This is a genomic window from Sphingomonas sp. RIT328 (assembly GCF_000632225.1).
GTDB classification, from domain to species: Bacteria; Pseudomonadota; Alphaproteobacteria; order Sphingomonadales; family Sphingomonadaceae; genus Sphingomonas; species Sphingomonas kyungheensis.
In genome coordinates this window covers 82,693-106,840 of the sequence record NZ_JFYV01000005.1, presented here as the reverse complement: position 1 = coordinate 106,840, position 24,148 = coordinate 82,693, and the positions used below count along the sequence as shown (strand labels likewise).

The following is a 24,148-nucleotide window of genomic DNA, read 5'->3' as shown; positions in this document are numbered from 1 at the left end:
ACCGCAATCCGCAGACCTTCGTCCCCAACATCTTCTTTGCGCAGCCGAAGGACTATGTGACGGCGACGCAGAAGATCGCCGTCATCAGCCAGAGCAGGACCAGCGCGCCATGCACCCCGATCGCCAGCGCCAGCGCGCTGCGGTCAGGGGCATGGCGATGGCTCACCGACCCGCCGTCATTTAATTACCGGCAGCGCGATATAGCTCGCGTCCGGCCCGCTGACGGTGATCTTCTGCGTCGCCGTCACATAGTCCTTCGGCTGCGCAAAGAAGATGTTGGGGACGAAGGTCTGCGGATTGCGGTCGTAGAGCGGGAACCAGCTCGACTGCACCTGCACCATGATGCGATGCCCGGGCAGGAAGACGTGATTGGTCTCGGGCAAAGCGAAGCGATAGGGCAGCGGCGTGTTCGCGGCGATCGGCTTGGCGACGGCAAGGTCCTCGCGATAGCGGCCGCGGAAGATGTCCATCGCGACGGCGAGCTGATAGCCGGCCATCTCCTCATGCTTGGGCATCTCTTCGGGATAGACGTCGACCAGCTTGACCACCCAGTCGCTGTCCGTGCCGCTGGTCGCGGCGGTCAGATGCACCTCGGGCGTGCCGGCGATCGTCACCGGCTGGGTCAGCACGTCGGTGGTGAAGGTGACGACATCGGGCCGCCCGGAAACGCCGCGCTGATCGTCGACCAACCAGTTCTTCCACGTCGAGCCTTCGGCATACATCGGCTTGGTCGGGCGGACGCGATACGACACCGGATGCGCCGGATCGCTGATGTAATCGACCGTCTGCGCCGTGCCGGCCGCCGCGTCGAAGCCGAGCGCGCCGCCGGGCTTGAGGTAGAGCGGCGTCGGGGTCGGCTGCGTCCACGCCTGCATCCGCTGCCATTCGTTGGTGCCGGTGCGGAAGGCGGTGACCGGCGCGACGTCCATCGCCGGCTGGTCGCTCTTCAGATAATGCGCGAGGAACGGCCGCAGCACATGCCAGCGCCACCATTTGGCGGTGTCCTGATCCCATTTGATCGCGCCGAGGTTGCTGCCGTCGCCGATCTCCTGGCCATGATACCAGGGACCGAGCGTCAGGAAGACCATGTCGTTCCGCGTGTCCTTGGGCTCGAGCGCGCGATAGACCGCGGGCGCGCCATAGATATCCTCCTGGTCCCACAGCCCGGCGACCAGCATCGTCGGCACCTTGAGCGGCTGCGCGGCGAGGATCTTGTCCATCGCCGCGCTCGACCAATAGGTGTCATAGGCGGGATGCGCGGCGACCTTGCGATAGAAGCCCGATGCCTGGTCGACCCCCTGCGCCTTGGCGACCGCCCCCGCCGAGACGTTGCGCAGCCAATAGTCGTAATCGTCGGCGGTGTCGGTCACCCAAGGCGTGCTGGCATCGCGCGTACCCTGCTGGCCGAGCATATAGGACAGGCCGATCTGGCGGAACGCGCCATTGTGGAACCAGTCGTCGCCGCGCCAGCCGTCGACCATCGGGTTCATCGGCACCGACACCTTGAGCGCCGGATGCGGGTTGATCAGCGCCATCAGCGGCAGGAACCCGTCATAGCTGATGCCGCTGATCCCGACCCGGCCGTTGCTCTCCGGCACGTTCTTCACCAGCCAGGCGATCGTGTCGTACGTGTCGGTCGAATCGTCGGTCTTGGTCGGATTGTTGGGCGATCCCGCCGGCGTCGGGTTCATCAGCGTGATGCCCTGGCTGCCGTGCATGCCGCGCACGTCCTGGATGACGCGGATATAGCCGTCGGCGGCGATCACGTCCCACGGGCCGTCGCCATGCGCCAGGATGCCGGCGAAGGTGCCGCTGTCCGCCTTGGTCTGCTCGTCGGCGTCATAGGGGGTGCGGGTGAGCAGGATCCCCGCATCGCGCGTGCCCTTGCGGATGACGATGACGGTGTGGAGCTTGACGCCGTCGCGCATCGGGATGTCGACCGCGCGGCGGACGTATTCGTAATGGGTGTCGCGCGGCGCCAGCTTGGCGGGGCGCTCGTCGTAACTCTGCGCGCCGGCCACGGCGGCGGTGGCGAGTGCGGACAGGGCGCAGGCGGCGAACAGCGAACGGATCATAAGCGGCAACCTCGGCACGAAACGGCCCGCCTCCGGGTGGAAGGCGGGCCGTAATGTGTCGCGATTATTGCCGGCAAAGCAAGCGCGCGGATTCGCGCCGCCCGCCCGTCGACTCAGGCGCTGCGCTTGCCCGACAGCGGGAAGCTGCCGAACGCGCCCGCACCCACCGTGCCGGTCAGCGTGTCGCCCTCGGCAGTCGCCTCGCAGTCGAGCGTCATCGGCATCGGCACGGTCATCTGCTGCTTCCAGCGGAGGGTGTTGCCGTCGACCTCGCCCGAGACATCGCTCGATCCCATCGCGCCCGAGGCGGTGCCGGTGAAGCCGGCGCCGTCGCTGGTCACGGTCAGCGTCAGGTTCTGGTCGCCCAGCGGCGACTTAACGGTGCAATCCCAGCTGCCATCGACCTCAGCCATCATTCTCTCCTCATCGCGCCGCGGTGGTGGTGCCGGCGGGGACGCCGGCGACGGCACGTGCCGGGACGACCTCGACCGGCAGGCCGAGACTGTCAAGCTGCGGCTTGACCTTGGCGGCATCGCCGACGACGATCCAGGTCAGCTTGGCGGGATCGATCGTCTGCGCCGCGGCGGCGCGCAGCTGCGGCAGCGTCATCGCGCGATAGCGGGTCGCCACCGTCGCGTAATAATCGTCGGGCCGCTTGAACAGGTCGTTCGCCTGCATCGCGCCGAGCACCGCCTGCGACGTTTCGAACTGCCCCGGCAGCTGCAGCGTCGCGCCCTTGATCGCGAGATCGAATTCGGCCTCGCTCATCGGCTTGCTGGTGACGAACTGCGCGACGTCGTCGCGGGCCGAGGCGAGCGCCGGGCCGGTCTTGTCCGCCTGCACGCCGGCCTGGAGCAGATAGGGCGCGGCGAATTCGGACGGCTGGAAGCGGCCGCCGGCGCCATAGGACCAATGCTTCTCCTCGCGCAGATCCATGTTGAGCCGGCTGAGGAAGCTGCCGCCGAGCGCGTCGTTGACCGTGTTGAGCACGAGCAGGTCGTCGGTGCCCTTGAGCCCGGTACGCTGGCCGCCGACGAGGATCGACTGCGGGCTGTCCGGGCGATCGACCAGGACGATGCCGGGCTTGAGCGCCGCGACGGTGCCGCCGAACGTCTTGCTGCCGGCCGGTCCGGTTCCGGTCCAGTCGCCGAAGCGGGCTTCGAGCGCCGCCTGCACCTCGGCGAGCGGACGGTCGGAGACGACGAAGATCTTCGCCTTGTCGGGACGCAGCCACGCCTGCTGGAAGCGGCGCAGGTCGGCGGGGGTGAGGCTCGCCACCGCGACCGGGTCACCGCTGCCCTGCGCCTTGGCATAAGGCGTGCCGGCGGCGAGGATGCGCGTCGACATCCGCTGCGCGAGCGAACCGGGGTTGGTCAGCTCCTGCTGGATCTGCGCGACCTGCTGCGCCTTGAAGCGCGCGACATCGGCGTCGCGATAGGCCGGCCGCCGCGCGACTTCGGCGAACAGGTCGAGCGCCGGGCCGAGGTTGGCGCTCGGCACGCCCATCGAAACGGTGCTGCGGTCGTTGCCGGCGCCGGCGGACAGCTGCATGCCGAGCCGTTCGCGCGCTTCGGCGAGCGCGTTGACGTCATAATGCTCCGTGCCCTCGTCAAGCATGTTGAGCGCGACGAGCTGCGTGCCGAGCTTGCCGTCGACGTCGGCGGCATAGCCGGCATCGAAGCTCAGCACCGCCTGGGTCACCGGCACCGCGGTGCGCTGCGCGTAGACCAGTTCGATGCCGTTCGACAGGCGGCTGCGCGCGACCTTGGGGAAGGCGAGCTCCGGCGTCGCGCCGACCGGCGGGATCGCCCCGCGCGTGCCCTTGGCGGGCTGTTCGGGCGCGGCGGCGACATCGACCTTTGGCGGCACCTTCGCCTCGGCATAGGCATCGCGCGCGCCGGGAACGACGTTGACCGCGAGCACCGGACGGCTCAGCCACCTGTCCGCCGCCGCCTTGACGCTCGCCGGCGTCTGCTTGGCGAGATCGGCGAGCTGCTTCTTGTAGAAGCCCGGATCGTTCGAATAGAGCGCCCCCTCGGCGAGCGCGACCGCCTTGCCGCCGAAGCCGCCGACCGCCTCGAGCCCGCGGATGCGGCCGGCGACGCGGGTGGTGACGAAGCGCGACACCTCGTCCTGCGTCGGCCCGGTGCGCAGGAAGTCGGCGACCACCGCGTCGAGCCGCTGCGCCGCCATCGCCGGATCGACGCCCGGCCGCACCAGCCCCTCGATCGAGAAGGTGCCGACCTGCGCGAAGGCACTGTTGTCCGCCGCCACGGAGGTGAACAGCTTCTCCTGCCGGACCAGCACATTGGTCAGGCGGGATGAGGCCATGCCGCCGAGCACGCCGGCCGCGACCTCGAGCGGCGCGGCATCCTTGTCGTTGAGCCCGGGCACCACCCAGTTGCGCGTGATCATCGTCGCGGCGACGCGATCCTTGAGCGTCACCGTCTTCGCCGCCGGCAGCGTGACGACCGGCGCGGCAGGCAGCACGCTCTTCGGCCCGGCCTTGATCCCCCCGAAATATTTCTCGACCAGCGGCCGCGCGGTGGCGGCATCGATGTCGCCGGCGAGCACCAGCACCGCATTGTTGGGGCCGTAATGGCTGCGGAACCAGTTTTTCACCGTGTCGAGGCTGGCCGCGTCGAGATCGGCCATCGAACCGATCGTGTCATGGCCATAGGGGTGCGTCGCCGGGAACAAATTTTCCGTCACCGCATAGCCTTCGAGGCCATAGGGACGGTTGTCGCCCTGCCGCTTCTCGTTCTGGACGACGCCGCGCTGCTCGTCGAGCACGCCCTGGGTGATCGCACCGGTCAGATAGCCCATCCGGTCCGATTCGAGGAACAGCGCCCGCTCCAGCGCCGCGGTCGGCACCGTCTCGAAATAGTTGGTGCGATCGTAATAGGTCGTGCCGTTGAAGTCGGTCGCGCCGACCTGCTTGAGCGGCGCGAAGAAATCGCCGGGCGCATTCTCCGACCCGTTGAACATCAGATGCTCGAACAGATGCGCGAAGCCGGTCGAGCCCTTGGGCTCGTGCTTCGAGCCGACGTCATACCAGACGCTGACTGCGACGACCGGCGCCTTGCGATCGGTATGGACGACGACGCGCAACCCGTTGGCGAGCGTGAACTGCTGATACGGGATATCGACCGAGCGGACGAGCGCGGCGACCGGCGCGGCCTTGATCGCGGGTGCGGCTGCGGCGGGCGTCTGCGCCTGGAGCGGCGCGAGCCATGCGATCGACGCGACGCCGGCAAGTGCGATAAGCTTCGTCATCAGAATAGAATCCCCCAGTCGGTCACTTTGTGTGTTGGGGTCGAGCATAGACGGGCGGCGAACACTGGCAAGCGACGTGCCGCGCTTTTTCGCGTCTGGTCGTTTTGTGCCGACTGACCGCCGCGATACCCTTGTGTTGCACAAAAGCAACACTACATCGCGGTGCAGAGATGGAAGGGGATGGTATGAACCTCGAACGATTTACAGACCGCGCCAAAGGATTTCTCCAATCGGCGCAGACAGTTGCGATCCGCATGAACCACCAGCGGATCGCGCCCGAACATATCGCCAAGGCCTTGCTCGAGGACGAGCAGGGCATGGCGGCAGGCCTGATCACCGCAGCGGGCGGCGACGCGCGCCGCGCCACCAGCGAGATCGATGCGGCGCTCGCCAAAATCCCGGCGGTGTCGGGATCGGGGGCGCAGACGACGCCGGGCCTCGACAATGACACGGTACGCGTGCTCGACCAGGCCGAGCAGATCGCGCAGAAGGCAGGCGACAGCTTCGTCACCGTCGAGCGGCTGCTGCTCGCGCTGACGCTGGCGACGACCACCGCCGCGGGCCGGGCGCTCGCCGCTGCGGGGGTCACCGCCGATGCGCTCAACGGCGCGATCAACCAGCTGCGCGGCGGCCGCACCGCCGATACCGCCGGTGCCGAGGATCGCTACGACGCGCTCAAGAAATTCGCCCGCGACCTGACCCAGGCGGCGCGCGACGGCAAGCTCGATCCCGTGATCGGCCGGGACGAGGAGATCCGCCGCACGATCCAGGTGCTCGCCCGCCGCACCAAGAACAATCCGGTGCTGATCGGCGAGCCCGGCGTCGGCAAGACCGCGATCGTCGAGGGGCTGGCGCTGCGCATCGCCAATGGCGACGTGCCCGACGGCCTCAAGGACAAGACGCTGATGGCGCTCGACATGGGCGCGCTGATCGCCGGCGCCAAATATCGCGGCGAGTTCGAGGAGCGCCTCAAGGGCGTGATCGACGAGGTCAAGCAGGCCGAGGGGCAGATCGTCCTGTTCATCGACGAGATGCATCAACTGATCGGCGCGGGCAAATCCGAAGGCGCGATGGATGCGGGCAATCTGCTCAAGCCCGCGCTGGCGCGTGGCGAACTGCACTGCGTCGGCGCGACGACGCTCGACGAATATCGCAAATATGTCGAGAAGGACCCGGCGCTCCAGCGGCGGTTCCAGCCCGTCTTCGTCGGCGAGCCGACGGTCGAGGATACGATCAGCATCCTGCGCGGGCTCAAGGAGAAGTACGAGCTGCACCATGGCGTGCGGATCACCGACGGCGCGCTGGTCGCCGCGGCGACGCTGTCCAACCGCTACATCACCGATCGCTTCCTCCCCGACAAGGCGATCGACCTGATGGACGAGGCCGCCAGCCGCATCCGCATGGAAGTGGAAAGCAAGCCCGAGGAGATCGAGGCGCTCGACCGCCGCATCCTGCGCCTCAAGATCGAGCGGGAGGGGCTGCGCCGCGAAACCGACGAGGCGTCGCGCGAGCGATATGCCGCGCTGGAGGAGGAACTCGCCAATCTCGAGGAGCAGTCCGGCGAGCTGACCCGCCGCTGGCAGGCGGAGAAGGACAAGATTGCCGGCGAGGCAAGGCTCAAGGAGCAGCTCGACGCCGCGCGGCTCGAACTCGAGCAGGCGCAGCGCCAGGGCGACCTCGCCAAGGCGGGCGAGCTCGCCTACGGGCGCATCCCGACGCTGGAGAAGCAGCTCGCCGAGGCGCAGGGCGCGACGCAGGGCGCGATGCTGCGCGAGGAGGTCACCGCCGACGATATCGCCGGCGTGGTCAGCCGCTGGACCGGCATACCCGTCGACCGGATGCTGCAGGGCGAGCGCGACAAATTGCTGCGCATGGAAGAGGTGATCGGCCAGCGCGTGATCGGCCAGGCGCAGGCGGTGCGCGCGGTCTCCACCGCGGTGCGGCGCGCGCGCGCCGGTTTGCAGGACCCGAACCGGCCGCTCGGCAGCTTCCTGTTCCTCGGCCCGACCGGTGTCGGCAAGACCGAGCTGACCAAGGCGCTCGCCGAATTCCTGTTCGACGACCCGTCGGCGATGGTGCGGATCGACATGAGCGAATTCATGGAGAAGCATGCGGTCGCCCGGCTGATCGGCGCACCGCCGGGCTATGTCGGCTATGAGGAAGGCGGCGTGCTGACCGAGGCGGTGCGGCGCCGGCCCTATCAGGTCGTGCTGTTCGACGAGGTCGAGAAGGCGCATGGCGACGTGTTCAACGTGCTGCTCCAGGTACTCGACGACGGGCGGCTGACCGACGGCCAGGGGCGGACGGTGGATTTCAGCAACACGCTGATCATCCTCACCTCCAACCTCGGCTCGCATTATCTCGCCGCGGTCGAGGACGGGCAGGATGTCGAGAGCGTCGAGCCGCAGGTGATGGAGGTGGTGCGCGCGCATTTCCGCCCCGAATTCCTCAACCGGCTCGACGAGGTGATCCTGTTCCACCGGCTGGGGCAGAGCCATATGGCGCCGATCGTCGACATCCAGGTCGCCCGCGTCGGCAAGCTGCTCGCCGACCGCAAGGTGACGCTCGACCTCACCGACGCGGCACGCACCTGGCTGGGACGGGTCGGCTACGACCCGGTCTACGGCGCCCGCCCGCTCAAACGCGCGGTACAGCGCTACCTGCAGGACCCGCTCGCCGAGATGATCCTGCGCGGCGAGGTCAAGGACGGCATGACCGTGCGGGTAGACGAGGGCGACGGGGCGCTGGTGCTGCGGGCGGGGTGATGGAAAAGGGGCCGGTGATCGCCGGCCCCTTCTTGTCATCCCCGGATCGCGTCAGAATGCGACGCCCAGCTGGATCCGGGCCGCACGCCCCAGATTGTACTGAACCGGCAGGGAATAGGTCGGTAACGGTGCGCCTGCCGATGTCGTCCCCGTCTCCGACAGACGCAGCGCCGGTTGGGCATTGAAGACGTTGAATACCGAAAGACGCAGGAAACCATTGAATGCGTCGGTCGGCAACGCCACCGTCGCATCGAGGTTGACTTGCGCCAGCCAGGCGGCCGTCAATTGCGAACCGCGGGGCACGAGGCCGAGCGTCGTCGGCCGCACGCCGCCCACCCGGTCAAATCGATCGTTGATGACCGTGAAGCCGGTGGGATCCCGAACGACTTTGCCGTTCGCCACGTCGCAATAGGCACCGCTGGTCTTGTAATACAGGCCCGTGATGCCGCCGGGCGCGGTCGCATCGAAATCGCGACTGGCCGGCGCACGACCGTAGCAGCCGAATTTGCGCGGTGACATCACGTTGGCATTGACCCCGAGCGTCAGCCAGTCGGCAAACTTGTATGACCCCCAGACCTTCAGGTTGTGACGGCGATCGTTGGGCAGATATCCATAAGTGCCGTCGACCAGCGCCGGGAGATCGAACGCCGTCGTCAAGCCGGAGTCGCTCTGGCCGTTGTTGGAACGGACGCCTCCTTCGATATTTCCGACCAGCTTGGAATAGGTATAGTTGGCGTGCAGCTCCCACTTGCCATCCGACTCCCGATCCAGTGCGAACGTCACACCGCGATAGGTCCGTTGCGCCAGCGGGTATTGGAGGGCCGCGGATGATAGCGTAACCGTTCTGGCCGATGTCTCGCCGGGCAGCGGATCGCTCAGGGTCACGACGACATCACGGCCCGGGTTGATCAGCGCGAATTGCTCGACCCCGCTCCAGATCGACCGACAGTCGGACGCAGCCTTACCCTGCGCAATGCAATAGGGGACGATCGCCTGATCGAGTGATGCGTCTTCCAGCGAGTTGTTGAGCTTCGCCTGTGTGAAATTGAAGGCGAGCCGGATACGGTGACCCAGGCGCCGTTCGATACCGAACACGATCTCGTCGACCGATTGCGGTTTCAGATTGGCAGCCACGACGGAAGCGGTGCTCGGCACCGTGCCGTCGTGGCTGACGACGCACGCGGTTCCCGCGGGTGAGTTGCCAGGACAGGCTGTGAACCCCGCTCCCGTGGTGATCGGCGCGCCGAGGATCGGTACGTTCGTTGCCGACAGACCGTTCAGCACGTAATAGGCGTTATAGTCGAGTTCGCTGCCGGCAAGCCGGACATTGGTGTTCACCGCGACCGGCAAATAATAGCGGCTGAATGACCCGAAGAATTTGGTCCGCCCGTCACCCAAAGGATCGATGCTGCCGCCAAGACGTGGCGACCATTGATTCTTGGCGAGGAAGAACGTCTGTCCGGCGGCATTGCGATTTTCGAACCGGTCGTTGCGAACGCCGAAGTTGAGGTTGATCCGCTCCTGGAACAATCGCCACTCATCCTGCGCATAGAAAGCGGTATTGCGGGTTGCGAACTGCCCACCCGTCTTAAATGCGCGAGCCACGGCGTAAGGCGTGCCACCCGGCAAACCGACCGTGGGATCGATCGTCGTAGCGTCGCCAGACGCGGTGAGGAGCGTATATTGCGCGCCGCCATTGGCAATCGTCGTCGACGTTTCGTCGAGATCCTCACGGTCATAGCCGCCGCGGATATGATGGGACCCGAGTAGAGAGAAACGCAGGTCGGCGTCTGCGCGATAGAAAGTCCGCTTGTCGAAATTCAGCGACGCATTCGATACGGTGTTGCCGATGCTGCTGTTTGCGCCGTTACGCTGATCGAGTACGTAGGGCAGATCGGGCGCGCCAGACTCCGTCGTTTCGCTGTTCTTGTTGACGCCATAGGCAGCCGACAACGTCAGCCAGTTGGTGAAGCTACCCGTATAACGAAACACATAATTCTCGCCGCCCGCGCGGTAGACGTTGCTCGTCACATACCCGTCGGGAGCGTTCGTGTTCGGATTATAACGCTGGCCGCTTGCCAGCGTGTATTGACTGGTTCCGTAAATTTCCTCGATCTGTTTTCCGCTCGTGTTCCAATAGGTCGCCTCCAGCCGCTGACCATCGACGATGACGGCATCCACCTTGCCGCCCCAGAACGGGCTGGTATTCGCGTTACGGCTATAGGACGTGCCGACCAATTGCTGACCCGCCTTGCGGAGATCGGCGTAATCGGCGCACATCGTGGGATTGCTGGCACATCCTGCCGGTCCCGTCTGTGTCGCCGACGCGCTTCCGGTATAGCCCTGCCCCCAACGAAGATCGACGGCATCGTAGATACCGTAGAAGAACAAATGGTCCTTGATGATCGGACCCGACAGCTGCGCAATGAAGTCGCTGCGCTTGAGATAAGCCGAGTCGTTATCTGCCGCGAATGTATTCTTCGTCTTGGAAATCAACGTGTTCGGCTGCCAGTTGAAGGTAATGCCGCCGTGCCACTCATTGGAGCCCGATTTGGTCGTGGCGTTGATCATGCCGCCGGTGAAACGGCCGAATTCGGCGGAAATACCACCCGTTTTTGTCTGAACGGTCTGGTAGAACTCGAACGGAATTGCCACGGCACCCAACCCGTTGCGGAATTGGGTAATGTTCAATCCGTTGACGTAATAGACGTTCTCCGACACGGACGAACCGTTGACCGAGGGCAGACCGTTGTCGCGCACCGAACCGAAGCGGTTGTCGCCTCCGGTCGTACCGGGCGCCAACAACACCACGGAGGTGAGATCACGGGCGACCGGCACCCGCGTCGCGACATCGGCGACATCGACGGTCTGGCCGATGGTGTTGCTGCTGAAATCGACGACCTGGACCCGCCCGGCTGTGACGACGATGTCGCTTGCTGCACCTGCGTCACTAGGCTGAAGATTGAATTGGTTGGCTGCCCGCCCCTGGATCAGCCGAACGGCAGGGTCGGTGAATGTTTCGTACCCATCGGCGGATACCGTAAAGTCATAGGTGCCCTGTGGCAGTGCGGAGATGACGTAGGCGCCGTCCTGATCAGTCACCGCTGTCCGAGTAAAGCCTTGCGCTGTTGACCTTACCTCGACCTTCGCTCCGGCAATAGCTTTACCGTCGGTCCCACGCACCCGGCCGGTCGCGTTCACCTGGGTATAATCCTGCGCCATTGCGGGAGCAGCAAGTCCTACCATACCGATACCGGCACCAAGCAACGCCAATGCCGTAAGGGCCGCGTTGCTGCGCAAGGCCGTGCGGGTGATCTTTGACATCTTCAACATGCTCTTCCCCTGTTTTGTCCCGGAGCCGCGACATTCGCCGCCTCATTATGCTCGGGCTGGCCTCGCCCATCCTCCGCAGGTCGAAGTGACGGGTCAGTGGGAGAAGAAGGCATATCCATATTGGACATGTAAAGAGAGATCAGTATTAAATATATCCGTTTCGGTATATAGCGTGGTTTTTATGTCACTCCGCCTTCAAACCGTGAAGGCATAGGAATCCAAAACGCAGGCTGGCCAGAATACCGTCTTATTATCTGATAATAATAGCTTTCCCCCCGGCCATGATATTTTCATCCATCTGCTCGGTAAACACTGCCCTTCCATCTAAGTGCTTGCAATTACGACGATAAGGCCGCGGTTACCTTGCTTTTTGACAACAAAAAAGGGCGGCCTCTCACGAGGCCGCCCCCAAGGCGTTTGCAGTGTCGTCCGGCTTAGAGGCTGAACTTCACGCCAGCGCGGAAGTAGCGGCCGTAGATGCCATCGCCGGCCTGCACCGGGTTGTAGAGATAGGCGCCGTAGGTGACCGGATCGAGGCCGGGCAGGCGATTGAACAGGTTCAGCGCGTTGACGTAGAAGCTGAACTGGTCGTTGACCTTGACCGTCGTGTTGAGATCGAAGGTGATGTAGCTCTTGACGCGGCAGCCGGTATAGGCCGGGCTCGGCGCAAGGCTGCAATCGCCGGCGACGCCGCCCTGATCCTCCGCCGACAGGTCGTAGCCCGACGTGTAGTTGACCGTTCCGGTCACCGAATACGGCCCGACGAGCAGCGTGTTCTGCCAGTTGCCATGCCACCGGAAGGTGCCCGAACCAGCGGTCAGGTTGTAGTTGCCGAGCGTGTCGACATAGCTTTCCTTGTGACCGTCCGGGAAGGTCGTGCTAAGCTCAAGCTGCAACGTCGCGTCGAGGTTGCTGATCCAGGTGACATCGCCGAAGTTGAAGCGGGCGTTGGCGCCGAAATCGATACCCTCCGACTTCAACGTATTGGCGTTGACCAGTGCCGACGAGACATAGAGCACGCGCGGCGTCGCATTCGGGAAGGCCGGATCGGCCGCGTCCGGCGTGATGGTGAAGCCGGTCGGGATCGTCTGGCCGGCATAATAGGCGCGGAGCGCGTCACCCGAGGTCAGCGAAGTGATCGCCCCGGTCTTCTTGATGTTGAAGTAATCGACCGTCAGCGTGACGTTGCGGAGCGGCTCGAACACCACGCCGCCGGTGAAGCTGCGCGACTTTTCGGGCTTCAGGTCCGGCGTGGCGAGCGTCGTCGCGCCATAGCTGCCCGAGCGGATGTAGGTCGGGCACGCGGTGCTGAAGTTGGCTGTGGTGCACCCATATTGCGCGAGATACGCATCGTTGAACAGGCCCGCCGAGTTGGTCACATAACCGGTGGTCGGCAAGGCGTTCGCCTCGGCGAAGCTCGGGATGCGGAAGCCGCGCGAATAGGTGCCGCGCAGCGTCAGCTGGCGGAACGGCGTGAACTTCGCGCCGAATTTGGGCGAGAAGTTGCTCTGACCGGTCGAATAATGGTCATAGCGGCCCGACGCATTGAGCGTCAGCTGATCGAGCACCGGCGCATTGAGCTCGCCGAACGCCGACGAGACGGTGCGATGGCCCGAGGTGCCGAAAGCGTTGATGCGGAAGTAGCGCTGCGTCGGACCGTTGATGTCCGAGTTGGCGCTCGGCGAGTCGACCGCCTCATAATAGACCGAGCCGCCGAAGCCGAGCTGCAGGTCGCCGCCCGGCAGCTGCATCAGCGATTTGCTGACGCTCGCCTGGAGCTGATACAGGTCGGAGCTGGAGTCGGTGATGTTGGTCGGCGTCAGATAGTTGAGCGTCGACTGGCTGGTCGCCGACGGATTGAGGAAATTGTAGCTGCCGTCGGCGATCACATCGAGCAGATGCTGGATGTAGACATAGCCGTCGGCGGTACGACGCAGGTCGGTGTGCATCGCGGTGGCGTCGACGCGATAGTCCCAGTCACCGAGCACGGTACCGTGGATGCCCAGGGCGCCGCGATAGACACGGCTGCGCGTCTCGTTGCGCTCGACCGAGGTCGGCAGCAGGCCGACGATCTGCGCGGTCTGACCCGAGGCGGCATAGGGGTTGTTCGGGTTGAGCTGACCGTTGCTCAGGAACACCGGTAGTGTCAGCGCCTGCGAACCCGGCGCGTACGATGCGGAATTCGACCGGCTCGAATAGGGCTGGAAGTAGATGCCCGCCGGACCGTTCGCGTAGATCTGCGTCGGCGTGCCCGAATAGCTGCTGCGGCTCTGCTGGAAATTGAATTCCGCATAGGCCTCGGACGTATCGCCGATCTTGGCGGTGAACTTGGCCGAACCACCGAACCGCTCGATCTCGGGCGCGACGGTGCCGTATTGATAGACCGAGTCCTGCGAGCAGATCGTCGACGGCAACACGGTCGCGCCGGTTGCACCCGTGGCGATCGGCTGGCCCGTCTGGCATTGATTGCCAAGCAGATTGAACTGCGTGCCGCCGGTCGGACGCGTGTAGAAGTTGGCACCGGCATTGGCTGCGGCCCAGGTACCCGCGTTCAGCGTGTTGTCCGGACCGCCGATGCCGGTCTGGTTCGACGAGTTGAACGGATAGGGCAGGTCCGAATTGCGGACGCCGCCGCTGTGATAATAGAAGCCGCTGATATAGGCGTTATAGCCCTTTTCATCGAGATCGCCGGTACCCGCGGTCAGCGTCAGGCGCTGCGTCGGCGCGATGCCGCTCTGTGAGATGCCCGCCTCGGCGCGACCCGACACGCCGTTGAAGCTGCGCTTGGTGATGATGTTGACCACGCCCGCGATCGCGTCCGCGCCGTAGCTTGACGACGCGCCGTCACGCAGCACTTCGATCCGCTCGACGATATCGTCAGGGATGGTGTTGAGATCGACGAAGTTGCGCGTCGCGTCGTCGGCGAGCGGATAATAGGCCGCACGCAGACCGTCGAACAGCACCAGCGTCGAGCTGCTCGACAGGCCGCGCAGCGACACCGCCGACGCACCGCCGGCGAAGGCGCCGTTGGCGGTGAAGGAGTTGGTCAGCGCGGCGCCGTTGTTCGACGACAGGCGCTGCACCGCGTCCTGCACGGTGGCGATGCCGCGCTGATCGAGCGACTCGGCCGACAGCGTGGTGACCGGCGACGGCGTGATCGCCTGGCGGAACAGCGAGCCGGTGACGACGATGTCGGCGCCGCCGGTGCTCGAATCGCCGGAGGCGCTCTGAAGCTGCCGGCCGGCATCGGCCTGGGCGGCGGCGTCCTGCTCGGCGGCGGGCAGGTTATCCTGCGTCGTGGCGGGCTGCGTCGGCGCGGTGCTCGTCTGTGCCGAGACGGTGCCGGCATAGAGCATCGCGAACGGCGTCACCGCTGCGAGCAGCGCGGCCTTGCGCGAATTACGATGAAACGTGGACATGAGTTTCCCTTGCCTGACCCAAACGGGCCGGCCCGCTATGGCGGTGCCGGCGCGGGTATTTGCCAAGCCCCCCTTGGCCGCGGGGGGCGACCTTCAAGAGACATGGCGGAGGAATGCAGGGGGATTTTTAACGTGTAAACCCGCATGACTGATTAAGGTCAGCTTTGCTGCAATGTGTCGCCGAAATGACACATTCTACGGGCGAGAACGGCCGCCGCAACGCTCGCCCTGCTCGCAAACGCAGCATGACGTTCGGAAATGTCGTTTAAGCAGGCAGAGCTACGCGCCCGGCATCGGCGGCGCGACGAGCAGCGGATCGAGCCGCGCGTCGCGCCAGCGCAGACTCCAGTGAAGGTGCGGCCCCGTCGCGCGTCCGGTCGCGCCGACCAGGCCGATCGGCTCGCCCTGGCGGACGTGATCGCCGACGCGCACGTCGATCCGCGACAGATGCAGGAAGGCGCTGTTGAGGCCGTGACCGTGGTCGAGCATCAGCAGATGCCCTTCGAGCGTGAACGGCTGGTCGGCGGCGAGGATGACGACGCCGTCGGCGGGCGCGGTCACCGGCGCACCGGTCGGCTTGGCGATGTCGATCCCCGAATGATAGCTGCCCGGCTCGCCGCGATAGATGCGTTGCGCGCCGAACAGGCCGGAGATGCGGCCGGTCGCCGGCCAGCGGAACGTCTGCCGCCAGCCCTCGGCATCGGTGACGCGCGCGCGGGCGGCGACGATCCGCGCGAGCTCGGGCGGGCGCAGTCGCGCCATCACCGGGTCGGGGGCGGGAAATTTGGCGAGCCGGTCGAGCCGCTCGATCCGCCACGCGCGCGGCGCGACCGACAGTGTCTGGCTGATCAGCCGGCCGTCGGCGAGCGTCGCGACCAGCATCGCCTGCGGCGCAGCGTCGCGGTCGAAGCCGGCGATGAAGCGTCGATCGGTGAGCTCGACCGGCTGGCCGTCGAGCGTCACCGAGACGCTGCCCGCGGGTGCGGTGCCGCTGATCAGCCCGCCCTGTGTCGGCACGCCGGTCCAGCGGAAAGCAGGAGCGGCAAGCGGCGCCGCCTGCGGCATCGCCGCCGCGGCGGGTGCGATCGCGGCGAGCAGCAGCAGCGCGGCAAGCCTCATTGCGGGCGCAGCGCCTCGCTGGCGAGATGCGCGCTCGCATAGGCGTGCTGGCGGTCGACGCTCCAATAGCGCAGGCTGTCGATCGGAATGCGCGCGCCGCTCACCGCGCAGACGACATGGTCGCCGGGGGTCAGGACGCGAAAGCCGTTGGCCATATAATGAAGCCGCGCCGGGCGGTCCGAATTCGAAACGAGCATGTCAGGGTCCTGTCAAAACAGCGTCGGCTGGTCGGCGCGGGGATAGGTCTTGGCGGGCTTGCGCTCAACCTTGCGCTCGCCGGGGCGGTCCGGCGCGGCATCGTCGACCGTCGCATCGACGCTGCCGTCGCGGAAGCGCAGCGTCACCGCGCCCGCCGCGCGCACCGCCGCGGCGGAGGCGAGCGTTTCCCCTGCGCCATCCTCCCGGCGCGCGGTGACGCGGGCATAGCCGCGATCGAGCACCGCATCGGGGTTGAGCGACTGCACCAGCCGCCATGTCGCGGCGAGCCGGTCACGCTGGCGGTCGAGCTGCTGCTGCAACGCCGCCGGACGCAAGGCGCCGCCCGCCCGATCGAGCTGGCCGCGCGCCAGCGTCACCCGCCGCTCCAACCCGCGGTCGAGCCGCTGGCCGGCGTCGTCGGCGCGCTGGCGCTGCGGGCCGAGCAAGGCGTCGCGCTTCGGCAGCAGCCGCGCGAGCGCGGTCATCCGCTCGCGCCCGCGCTCGACATAGCGGTGCGCGCAGCGCTGCGTGCGCGCGGCATGGCTCTGGATCGTATGCCGCAGATCGGCGAGCACCGGCACCGCCAGTTCCGCCGCCGCGGTCGGCGTCGGCGCGCGCAGGTCGGCGGCGAAGTCGCACAAGGTCGTGTTGGTCTCGTGCCCGACCGCGGAGATGATCGGGATCGTGCAGTCGGCGACCGCGCGGACCACCGCTTCCTCGTTGAACGCCCACAGATCCTCGATCGAGCCGCCGCCGCGCGCGACGATGACGAGATCGGGGCGCGGCACCGGGCCGTCCGCCGGCATCGCGTCGAACCCGCGCACCGCCGCGGCGACCTCTTCGGCCGCCCCCTGCCCCTGCACCTTGACCGGCCAGACCAGGACGTGGCTCGGGCAGCGATCCTCGAGCCGGTGGAGGATGTCGCGGATCACCGCGCCGGTCGGCGAGGTGACGACGCCGATCGTCCGCGGCAGATAGGGCAGCCGCCGCTTGCGCGCGCCCTCGAACAGGCCCTCGCCGGCGAGCTTCGCCTTGAGTTTCTCGAACAGGGCCATCAGCGCGCCGGCGCCGGCGAGCTCCATCCGTTCGATGACGATCTGATATTTCGAGCGGCCGGGATAAGTGGTGAGCTTGCCGGTCGCGATCACCTCGATCCCGTCCTGCGGCGCGAAGGCGAGCGCATTGACCTGCCCCTTCCACATCACGCCGTCGATCACCGCGGCATCGTCCTTGAGCGCGAGATAGACGTGCCCCGAGGCGGCGCGCTTATAGCCCGAGATTTCGCCGCGGACGCGGACGTGGCCGAACTCGCCCTCGACCAGCCGCTTGAGTTTGAAGCTGAGTTCGCCGACCGACAGGGCGAGCGCGTTGTCGCCGGGGCGCTCCTCGGCTAGCAGCCGGGCGTCGTCGGTATCGGATAGGAACTCTGGCATGAACGTCCTGCTGTTGGGCTCAGGTGGCCGCGAGCACGCACTCGCTTGGAAACTGGCGCAATCGGCCCTCCTCGATACGCTCTATGCCGCGCCTGGCAACCCCGGCGTCGCGCGCCATGCGACCTGCGTCGCGCTCGATGCGACCGATCATGCCGCGGTGGTGGATTTCGTGGCGGACCATGACGTTGGTCTCGTCGTGATCGGGCCGGAGGCGCCGCTGGTCGATGGTCTTGCCGATAGCCTGCGCGCCGCGGGCGTGCCGGTGTTCGGGCCGGACAGGGCCGCCGCGCAGCTGGAAGGATCGAAGGGCTTCACCAAGGATTTGTGCCGCGAGGCGGACATCCCGACCGCAGGCTATGTCCGGGTCGGCAATCGCACCGAGGCGGAGGCGGCGCTGGCGAGCACCTTCTCCTATCCCGTCGTGATCAAGGCGGACGGACTCGCCGCGGGCAAGGGCGTGGTGATCGCGACCAGCGAGGCGGAGGCGGCCGCGGCGTTCGACACGATGTTCGACGGCGGGGATGCGCCGGTGGTGATCGAGGAGTTCCTCGACGGCGAGGAGGCGAGCCTGTTCGTGCTCACCGACGGCGTCGCGCTGCTGCCGTTCGGCAGCGCGCAGGACCACAAGCGCGTCGGCGAGGGCGATACCGGCCCCAATACCGGCGGCATGGGCGCCTACAGCCCCGCCCCGGTGCTGACGCCGGCGCTGGAACGGCGCGCGCTCGACGAGATCGTCGCACCGACGGTGAAGGCGCTCGCCGAGCGCGGCACGCCGTTCAGCGGCGTCCTCTACGCCGGGCTGATGCTGACCGCGACCGGCCCCAAGCTGATCGAATATAATGCGCGATTCGGCGATCCCGAATGCCAGGTGCTGATGCCGCGCTTCGCCGGCGATCTTCTTGAGACGATGCTGGCGGTGGCGCAGGGCCGGCTCGGCGAACTGTCGCTCGCCGCCTTCCGGGACGAGGCGGCGATGACGGTGGTGATCGCGGCGGCGGGCTATCCCGGCACGCCGGCGCCCGGCGGCGCGATCCGCGGCATCGACGCGGCGGAGGCGACCGGCGCGATCGTCTTCCAGGCCGGCACGCGGCAGGACGGTGATAGGCTGGTCGCGTCGGGTGGGCGGGTTCTCGCGGTGACCGCCACCGGCACCGACATCCGCGCGGCGCGCGACGCGGCGTACCACGGCGTCGCGGCGATCGATTATGCTGACGGTTTCCACCGCCGCGACATCGGCTGGCGCGAACTGGCGCGCTGATACGCAAAGGCCCGCCGGATCGCTCCGGCGGGCCTCGTCGTCATGGTCGGTGGCGCCGATCAGAAGGTGATCGTCGTGCCGATCGCGATGTTGCGCCCGAGCGCGTCGTAGCGCTGCGGGATCGTATTGTTGCGCGCGAGGCTGATGCTGTACGAATTCGCCAGGATCGGCGGGTTCTTGTCGAACAGGTTGTTCGCGATCACGCGGAAGGCGAACTGCCGCGCGATGTTGAAGGTCAGCGCGAGGTCGAAATAGCTGGTCGGTGCGATCCGGTAGAAGGTCGTCTGCGCCCGGTCCGGCGTGCCGCCGATCGCTTCGTCGCCCGAATTGTTGGCGCTGGTCAGCGAACCGACGTAGCGCCAGTTGAACGAGGCGTTGAAGACATTGTCCGCGGTCGAATAGGTGGTGCGCAGGCCATGCGACCACTTCGGCAGCAACTGGCTGCACCCGTTGCCGAAATAGCCGGTGCAATTGCGCTGCGGCTGGACCGGCGAATCCTGCCCGCCGGCAAAGGTGGTCAGCGAGCCGTTGAAGTCGAAATCGAGCCGCCCGGCGCCGCCGAGGCCGAGCGCATAGCTGCCCTGGAAGTCCCAGCCGCGGGCGATCGACAGATAGTAATTGGTCGTACCCTGACGGATGAAGCCGCTGGTCGGATTGTTCGCCGCCGCCGCATACAGCGTGCCGTTGGCGTCGCGGACGATCCCCGAACAGAAGAAGGAATCGCCACCCGAGCGCAGGCAGCCGTCGGTGTAATAGCTGTAATCGTTGTAGCCGAGCGAGTTGTTGATCTTGATCCGGTAGCGATCGACCGAAAACACCAGACCCTTCACGAAGCGCGGCTTGACCACCAGACCGTAGGTCTGGGTGTAGGCGGTCTCCGGATCGGCAGTGAAGCCGCCCGAACGCACCGTGCACTGGTCGTTGGGGCAGAGCAACGTCGTGCTGCCGTACAGCGTATCCGACAGGCCGGTGGCGCGGCACACCTCCCGCGAGGCGATCGGCGCGCCGTAGGTGGTGACGCCGTTGACGGTCGTCACCGTCGGGGCGCAGAAATCGTTCTGCGAACCGCCCTGCCGCGTATAGCTGATGTTCGACGCCTGATAGGCCTCGACCACGGTCGGCGCACGCTGCGCCTTGTTGAACGAGGCGCGCAGCGTCAGGTCGGCGACCGGCGCGTACAGGCCCTCGATCTTCCAGGTGGTGAATTTGTTCGGGTTGCTGCTGTACTTGGACAGGCGGTAGGCACCATTGGCCTGCAGCAGATGCGCGAACGGGCGATCCTGGATCAGCGGCGCCTGCACCTCGATATTGGACTCCCAGACATGCTGGGCGAGATCGGACGGCGAGCCGCCGTAATCCTCGATGAAGCCCGGCGTCAGCTGCGAGAACTGGCGGTCCTTGCGGAATTCCGTACCGAGCGCGAAGGCGACGCCGTCGGTGGCGAGCGGCGAGGTGATGCCGTATGTGCCGAGGTCGCCGGTCATGTTCGCCTGCACGTCGTAGAGCAGGCCGACCTGCTTCTGGATCGCCGGGGCGAGGTCGCCGTACAGATAGTTGATCAGCGCCTGGTTGCTGTTGCCGGCGCTGAACGCGTCAAACGGCACGCAGCCCGCCGCACCGCTCGCGCAGGTCGGCACGCCGTTGACGCTGACGACGTTGAGCGCGTTGTTGACCCGGTCGAAGCTCGGCAGGCGCGACGAATCCCAGATCTGCTGGTTGCGTGAGAAGACGCCGCCGACGTCATAGGTCCAGGCATCGCCGACCTTGCCGCGCACGCCCGCGGTCGCGCGGATGCCGGTGTTGGTATAGGTATCGGTCATGAACGGCGCGTTGAACCGATAGCGGATGTCGACCGGCACCTGCGTCGCGGTGCCTGCGGCCGCGCCGCACAGGATGCCCGCCTGCTGCGTCGACAGGAACGGGTTGTTGCAATTGACCAGGAACGGATCGGACCCGTAGTTCGCCGCGGCGAAGACGCGCGTCGGATAGCGGTTGATCGAGCGGTCGCGGAACCACAGCGCCGAGCCATAGACCTCGAACTCGGGGGCGAGCTTCAGCGTGACGAAGCCGCCCGCATTCACCCGATTGTCCTGCCGCTGGTAGGAATAGCCGTCATACGGATTGGCGGCCTTGCCCGCGCCGGTGCCATAGGGAACGAAGGTGCGCGTGCCGGCGGGATCGTTGACATATTGCCGGCCGGCGTTGGTACCGGTGCTCGGTGAGACATAGCCGCTCACCGAATAGGTCGAGATCTGGCAAGACAGCGGGCCGTCCTTGGTCGCCTGATTGAGCTGGCAGGCCGAGATCGAGCGCGCGTCATAGGGCACCAGATCGGCGTGGCGATAATTGACGAAGCCCGACAGGTTGAGCTTGCCGTCGAACAGCGACGTACCCGCGGTCAGCGCGATGTCGGAACGGCCGCCGTCATTGACCTGACCGAGCCGCGGCGAGAAGCCCGATGCCTGGGCGGCGCTGGTGACAATGTTCGACGTGTTGTTGTGATTGTAGAAATTGTAATTGGCGTCGATCCGCACGCCGGTGAAATTCTGCTTGAGGACGAAGTTGACCACGCCGGCGATCGCGTCGGAGCCGTAGACCGACGACGCACCGCCGGTCAGCACGTCGACGCGCTCGATCAGCGACACCGGGATGATGTTGGTATCCTGCCCGTTCTGCGTGCCGAGGCGCTTGCCGTCGACGAGCACCAACGTGCGCTCGAAGCCGAGGCTGCGCAGCTTGATCCGCTGGCGTCCGTCCGAATCCTGATAATTCTGCTGACTGTCCGGCGAGATCTGCGGCAGGCGGTTGAGCACCTCTTCGACGTTGATCGGCGCCTGCGCGCGGATGTCGGCGGAGGTGACCGAGGTGATCGGCGCCGCGGCGGTGATGTTGGGGCGCACGATGCGCGTGCCGGTGACGACGATCTCGCCGCTGCCGCTGCTGTCCGGCGCCGTGCCGCTGATCGTCGCGGCCTTGGTGTCGCTGCTGTCGGCGGCGGTATCGGTCTGCGGCGGCGCCGCATTGGTATTGTCGGCGGTCTGCGCGATCGCCGGCGCGGCGACCATCATCCCGCCGACCAGGGCGAGACAAGATACGTGCGTTCTCCAGTTCATTGATACGGCCCCTTAACGGGCTGCGATCATTCGCTAGCCCGTATACGAACTTCGCCAGCCCGCGTTCGCCGTCAATACCGAACTATGACCTATTGATTACAATGTTGCGCGATTGTGGCTATATTGCACCAGTTCGGCTCTATCGTGACGGCGTTACCGCGCTTCCTGTCGTAACGGCCGCGCCAGCAACGCGCCGACCACCGCATCGACCGGCGCACCCTCCAGCAGGCGGCAGACCGCCTGCGTCACCGGCATGTCAACCGCTGCCGCCAGCGCCGCCTCGCGCAGCACCGGGGCGGTGAACGCGCCCTCCGCCACCGTCCGCCGGTCGGCGAGCAGCTCCGCCGCGGCACGTCCCTGTCCCAGGCCGACGCCGAGCGAGAAGTTGCGGCTGCTCGTCGACGAACAGGTCAGCACCAGATCGCCGAGACCGGACAGGCCGGCGAGCGTCTCGGCGCGTGCCCCTCGGGCGAGGCCGAAGCGCGTCATCTCGGCGAAGCCGCGCGCGATCAGCGCGGCGCGCGCATTCTGGCCGAGCCCGGCGCCGTCGACGACGCCGCAGGCGATCGCCAGCACGTTCTTGACCGCGCCGCCGATCTCCGCGCCGATCACGTCGTCGCTCGCATAGGGACGGAAATGCGGTGCGGCGAGCCGGTCGGACAGCGCCCGCCCGAGTGCCGCGTCCGCCGCCGCCAGCGTCACCGCGGTCGGCAGGCCGGCGGCGACCTCATGCGCGAAGGTCGGGCCGGACAGGACCGCGACCGGTGATTGCGGCTGCACCGCGCGCGCGACCTCGCCGACGAGCAATTGCGTCCCCGCCTCGATCCCCTTGGCGCAGAGCACCAGCGGCTGGCCGCGTGGCGCGAGCTGGCTCAGCACGCCGCGGACGTGCTGCGCCGGCGCGACGACGAGCAGGGCGTCGCGATCGGCGAGATCGGCAAGGTCGCCGGTGGCGCGGATCGACGCCGACAGCGGCACGCCGGCGAGGAACAGCCGGTTCTCCTGCGCCGTGTTGATCGCTGCGACCACCTCGGGCTCGCGCGCCCATAAGGTCACCGGCGCACCGCGATGCGCCGCCACCTGCGCCAGCGCGGTGCCCCAGGCGCCGCCGCCGATCACCCCGATCCTCATGCCTTCACTCCTGCACCCCGCACCGCCGCCGCATCCGGATCGAGCGGCCAGCGCGCCCGCGCCGGCACGTCGAGCGGGTCGGTCAGCCCCGCCGCGAACCGCTCCGCCCCCGCCCAGGCGATCATCGCCGCATTGTCGGTACACAGCCACAAAGGCGGCGCGACGAAGCGCAGCCCGCGTTCCGCCGCCAGATCCTGCAAGGCGGCGCGCACCGCGCCATTGGCGGCGACACCGCCCGCGACGACCAGCGCGGTCGCCGCGACCCCGGCGATGCCGCGACGGGTGCGGTCGATCAGGCAATCGACCACCGCCGCCTGGAACGAGGCGGCGATATCGTCCGCCTCATGCTGCCCGACCGCGCGCGCCACCGCGCTCTTCAGTCCGGCAAAGGAGAAATGCGGCTCGGCCGAGCCCTTGAGCGGGCGCGGCAGCGGCACGATCGGCCGGCCGCGCGCCGCCGCCTGTTCGACCATCGGTCCGCCCGGAAAGCCGAGCCCGAGCAGCTTCGCCGTCTTGTCGAACGCCTCGCCCGCGGCATCGTCGATCGTCGTCGCGATCCGGCGATAGCGCGCGACGCCCTCGACCAGCAGCAACTGGCAATGCCCGCCCGAGACGAGCAGCAGCAGATAGGGGAAGTCCAGATCGGGATCGGACAGGCGCGGGCTGAGCGCATGGCCTTCGAGATGATTGACCGCGATCAGCGGCTTGCCCGCGGCATGCGCCAGCGCCTTGCCGGTGACGAGCGCGACCATCACCCCGCCGATCAGCCCGGGGCCGGCGGTCGCGGCGACCGCGTCGACCTGATCGAGCCGTAGCCCGGCATCGGCGAGCGCGGCGCGGACCAGGGGATCGAGCGCCTCGACATGCGCGCGCGCCGCGATCTCGGGCACCACGCCGCCGAACGGCGCATGCGCGCTCTCCTGCCCGAGCAGGCGGTGGCTGAGCACGCGCCGATCGCTGGTGACGATGGCCGCGGCGGTCTCGTCGCACGACGATTCCAGCCCGAGGATAATGCGTTCCGACATGGC

Annotated in this window: 13 protein-coding genes; 2 read left to right on the top strand and 11 right to left on the bottom strand. The window is 66.9% G+C overall.

Annotation, left to right across the window (positions count from 1 at the left end):
• Nucleotides 1-176: 176 nt before the first annotated feature.
• The 3 genes from BW41_RS04030 to BW41_RS04020 all read right to left on the bottom strand — a co-directional run bounded on the left by BW41_RS04030 (nt 177) and on the right by BW41_RS04020 (nt 5,351).
• Nucleotides 177-2,075: a CocE/NonD family hydrolase gene (locus BW41_RS04030; RefSeq protein ID WP_037531681.1), complete on the bottom strand. Its 1,899-nt coding sequence runs from the start codon at nt 2,073-2,075 to the stop codon at nt 177-179.
• A 113-nt stretch (nt 2,076-2,188) separates the two neighbouring features.
• Nucleotides 2,189-2,488, bottom strand: coding sequence for a hypothetical protein (locus BW41_RS04025; protein WP_037531706.1), 300 nt, complete (start codon nt 2,486-2,488; stop codon nt 2,189-2,191).
• A gap of 10 nt (nt 2,489-2,498) precedes the next feature.
• Nucleotides 2,499-5,351: a M16 family metallopeptidase gene (locus BW41_RS04020; RefSeq protein WP_037531679.1), complete on the bottom strand. Its 2,853-nt coding sequence runs from the start codon at nt 5,349-5,351 to the stop codon at nt 2,499-2,501.
• 185 nt (nt 5,352-5,536) lie between these two features.
• Here BW41_RS04020 and clpB point away from each other — a divergent pair, with 185 nt between their 5' ends.
• Complete coding sequence (gene clpB, locus BW41_RS04015; RefSeq protein ID WP_037531677.1) at nt 5,537-8,116, top strand: ATP-dependent chaperone ClpB; 2,580 nt, start codon at nt 5,537-5,539, stop codon at nt 8,114-8,116.
• 51 nt (nt 8,117-8,167) lie between these two features.
• Here clpB and BW41_RS04010 read toward each other — a convergent pair whose 3' ends face one another.
• The 5 genes from BW41_RS04010 to xseA form a co-directional block, all read right to left on the bottom strand.
• Nucleotides 8,168-11,449, bottom strand: coding sequence for a TonB-dependent receptor (locus BW41_RS04010; RefSeq protein WP_081792885.1), 3,282 nt, complete (start codon nt 11,447-11,449; stop codon nt 8,168-8,170).
• Nucleotides 11,450-11,883: 434 nt separating this feature from the next.
• On the bottom strand, nt 11,884-14,868 hold the full coding sequence (locus BW41_RS04005) for a TonB-dependent receptor domain-containing protein (protein ID WP_037531675.1): 2,985 nt from the start codon (nt 14,866-14,868) through the stop codon (nt 11,884-11,886).
• Between the two features lie 279 nt (nt 14,869-15,147).
• Entirely contained in the window at nt 15,148-15,987 is an 840-nt protein-coding gene (locus BW41_RS04000) for a M23 family metallopeptidase (RefSeq protein WP_037531673.1), read from the bottom strand.
• Entirely contained in the window at nt 15,984-16,184 is a 201-nt protein-coding gene (locus BW41_RS03995) for a DUF2093 domain-containing protein (protein ID WP_037531669.1), read from the bottom strand. Before BW41_RS03995 ends, BW41_RS04000 begins: the two co-directional genes overlap by 4 nt.
• Before the next feature lie 12 nt (nt 16,185-16,196).
• Nucleotides 16,197-17,618, bottom strand: coding sequence for an exodeoxyribonuclease VII large subunit (gene xseA, locus BW41_RS03990; protein ID WP_037531667.1), 1,422 nt, complete (start codon nt 17,616-17,618; stop codon nt 16,197-16,199).
• Here xseA and purD point away from each other — a divergent pair.
• Nucleotides 17,617-18,876, top strand: coding sequence for a phosphoribosylamine--glycine ligase (purD, locus tag BW41_RS03985; protein ID WP_037531665.1), 1,260 nt, complete (start codon nt 17,617-17,619; stop codon nt 18,874-18,876). The genes xseA and purD overlap by 2 nt on opposite strands.
• A gap of 59 nt (nt 18,877-18,935) precedes the next feature.
• On the opposite strand, the gene BW41_RS03980 is transcribed toward purD, so the two are convergent.
• The 3 genes from BW41_RS03980 to tsaD form a co-directional block, all read right to left on the bottom strand.
• Nucleotides 18,936-21,989, bottom strand: coding sequence for a TonB-dependent receptor plug domain-containing protein (locus tag BW41_RS03980; protein WP_051583230.1), 3,054 nt, complete (start codon nt 21,987-21,989; stop codon nt 18,936-18,938).
• A gap of 153 nt (nt 21,990-22,142) precedes the next feature.
• Complete coding sequence (locus BW41_RS03975) at nt 22,143-23,120, bottom strand: NAD(P)H-dependent glycerol-3-phosphate dehydrogenase (RefSeq protein ID WP_037531664.1); 978 nt, start codon at nt 23,118-23,120, stop codon at nt 22,143-22,145.
• A complete protein-coding gene (gene tsaD / locus BW41_RS03970; protein ID WP_037531662.1) occupies nt 23,117-24,145 on the bottom strand; it encodes a tRNA (adenosine(37)-N6)-threonylcarbamoyltransferase complex transferase subunit TsaD in 1,029 nt (342 codons plus the stop codon). The genes BW41_RS03975 and tsaD overlap by 4 nt, the downstream gene beginning before the upstream one ends.
• Nucleotides 24,146-24,148: the final 3 nt, after the last annotated feature.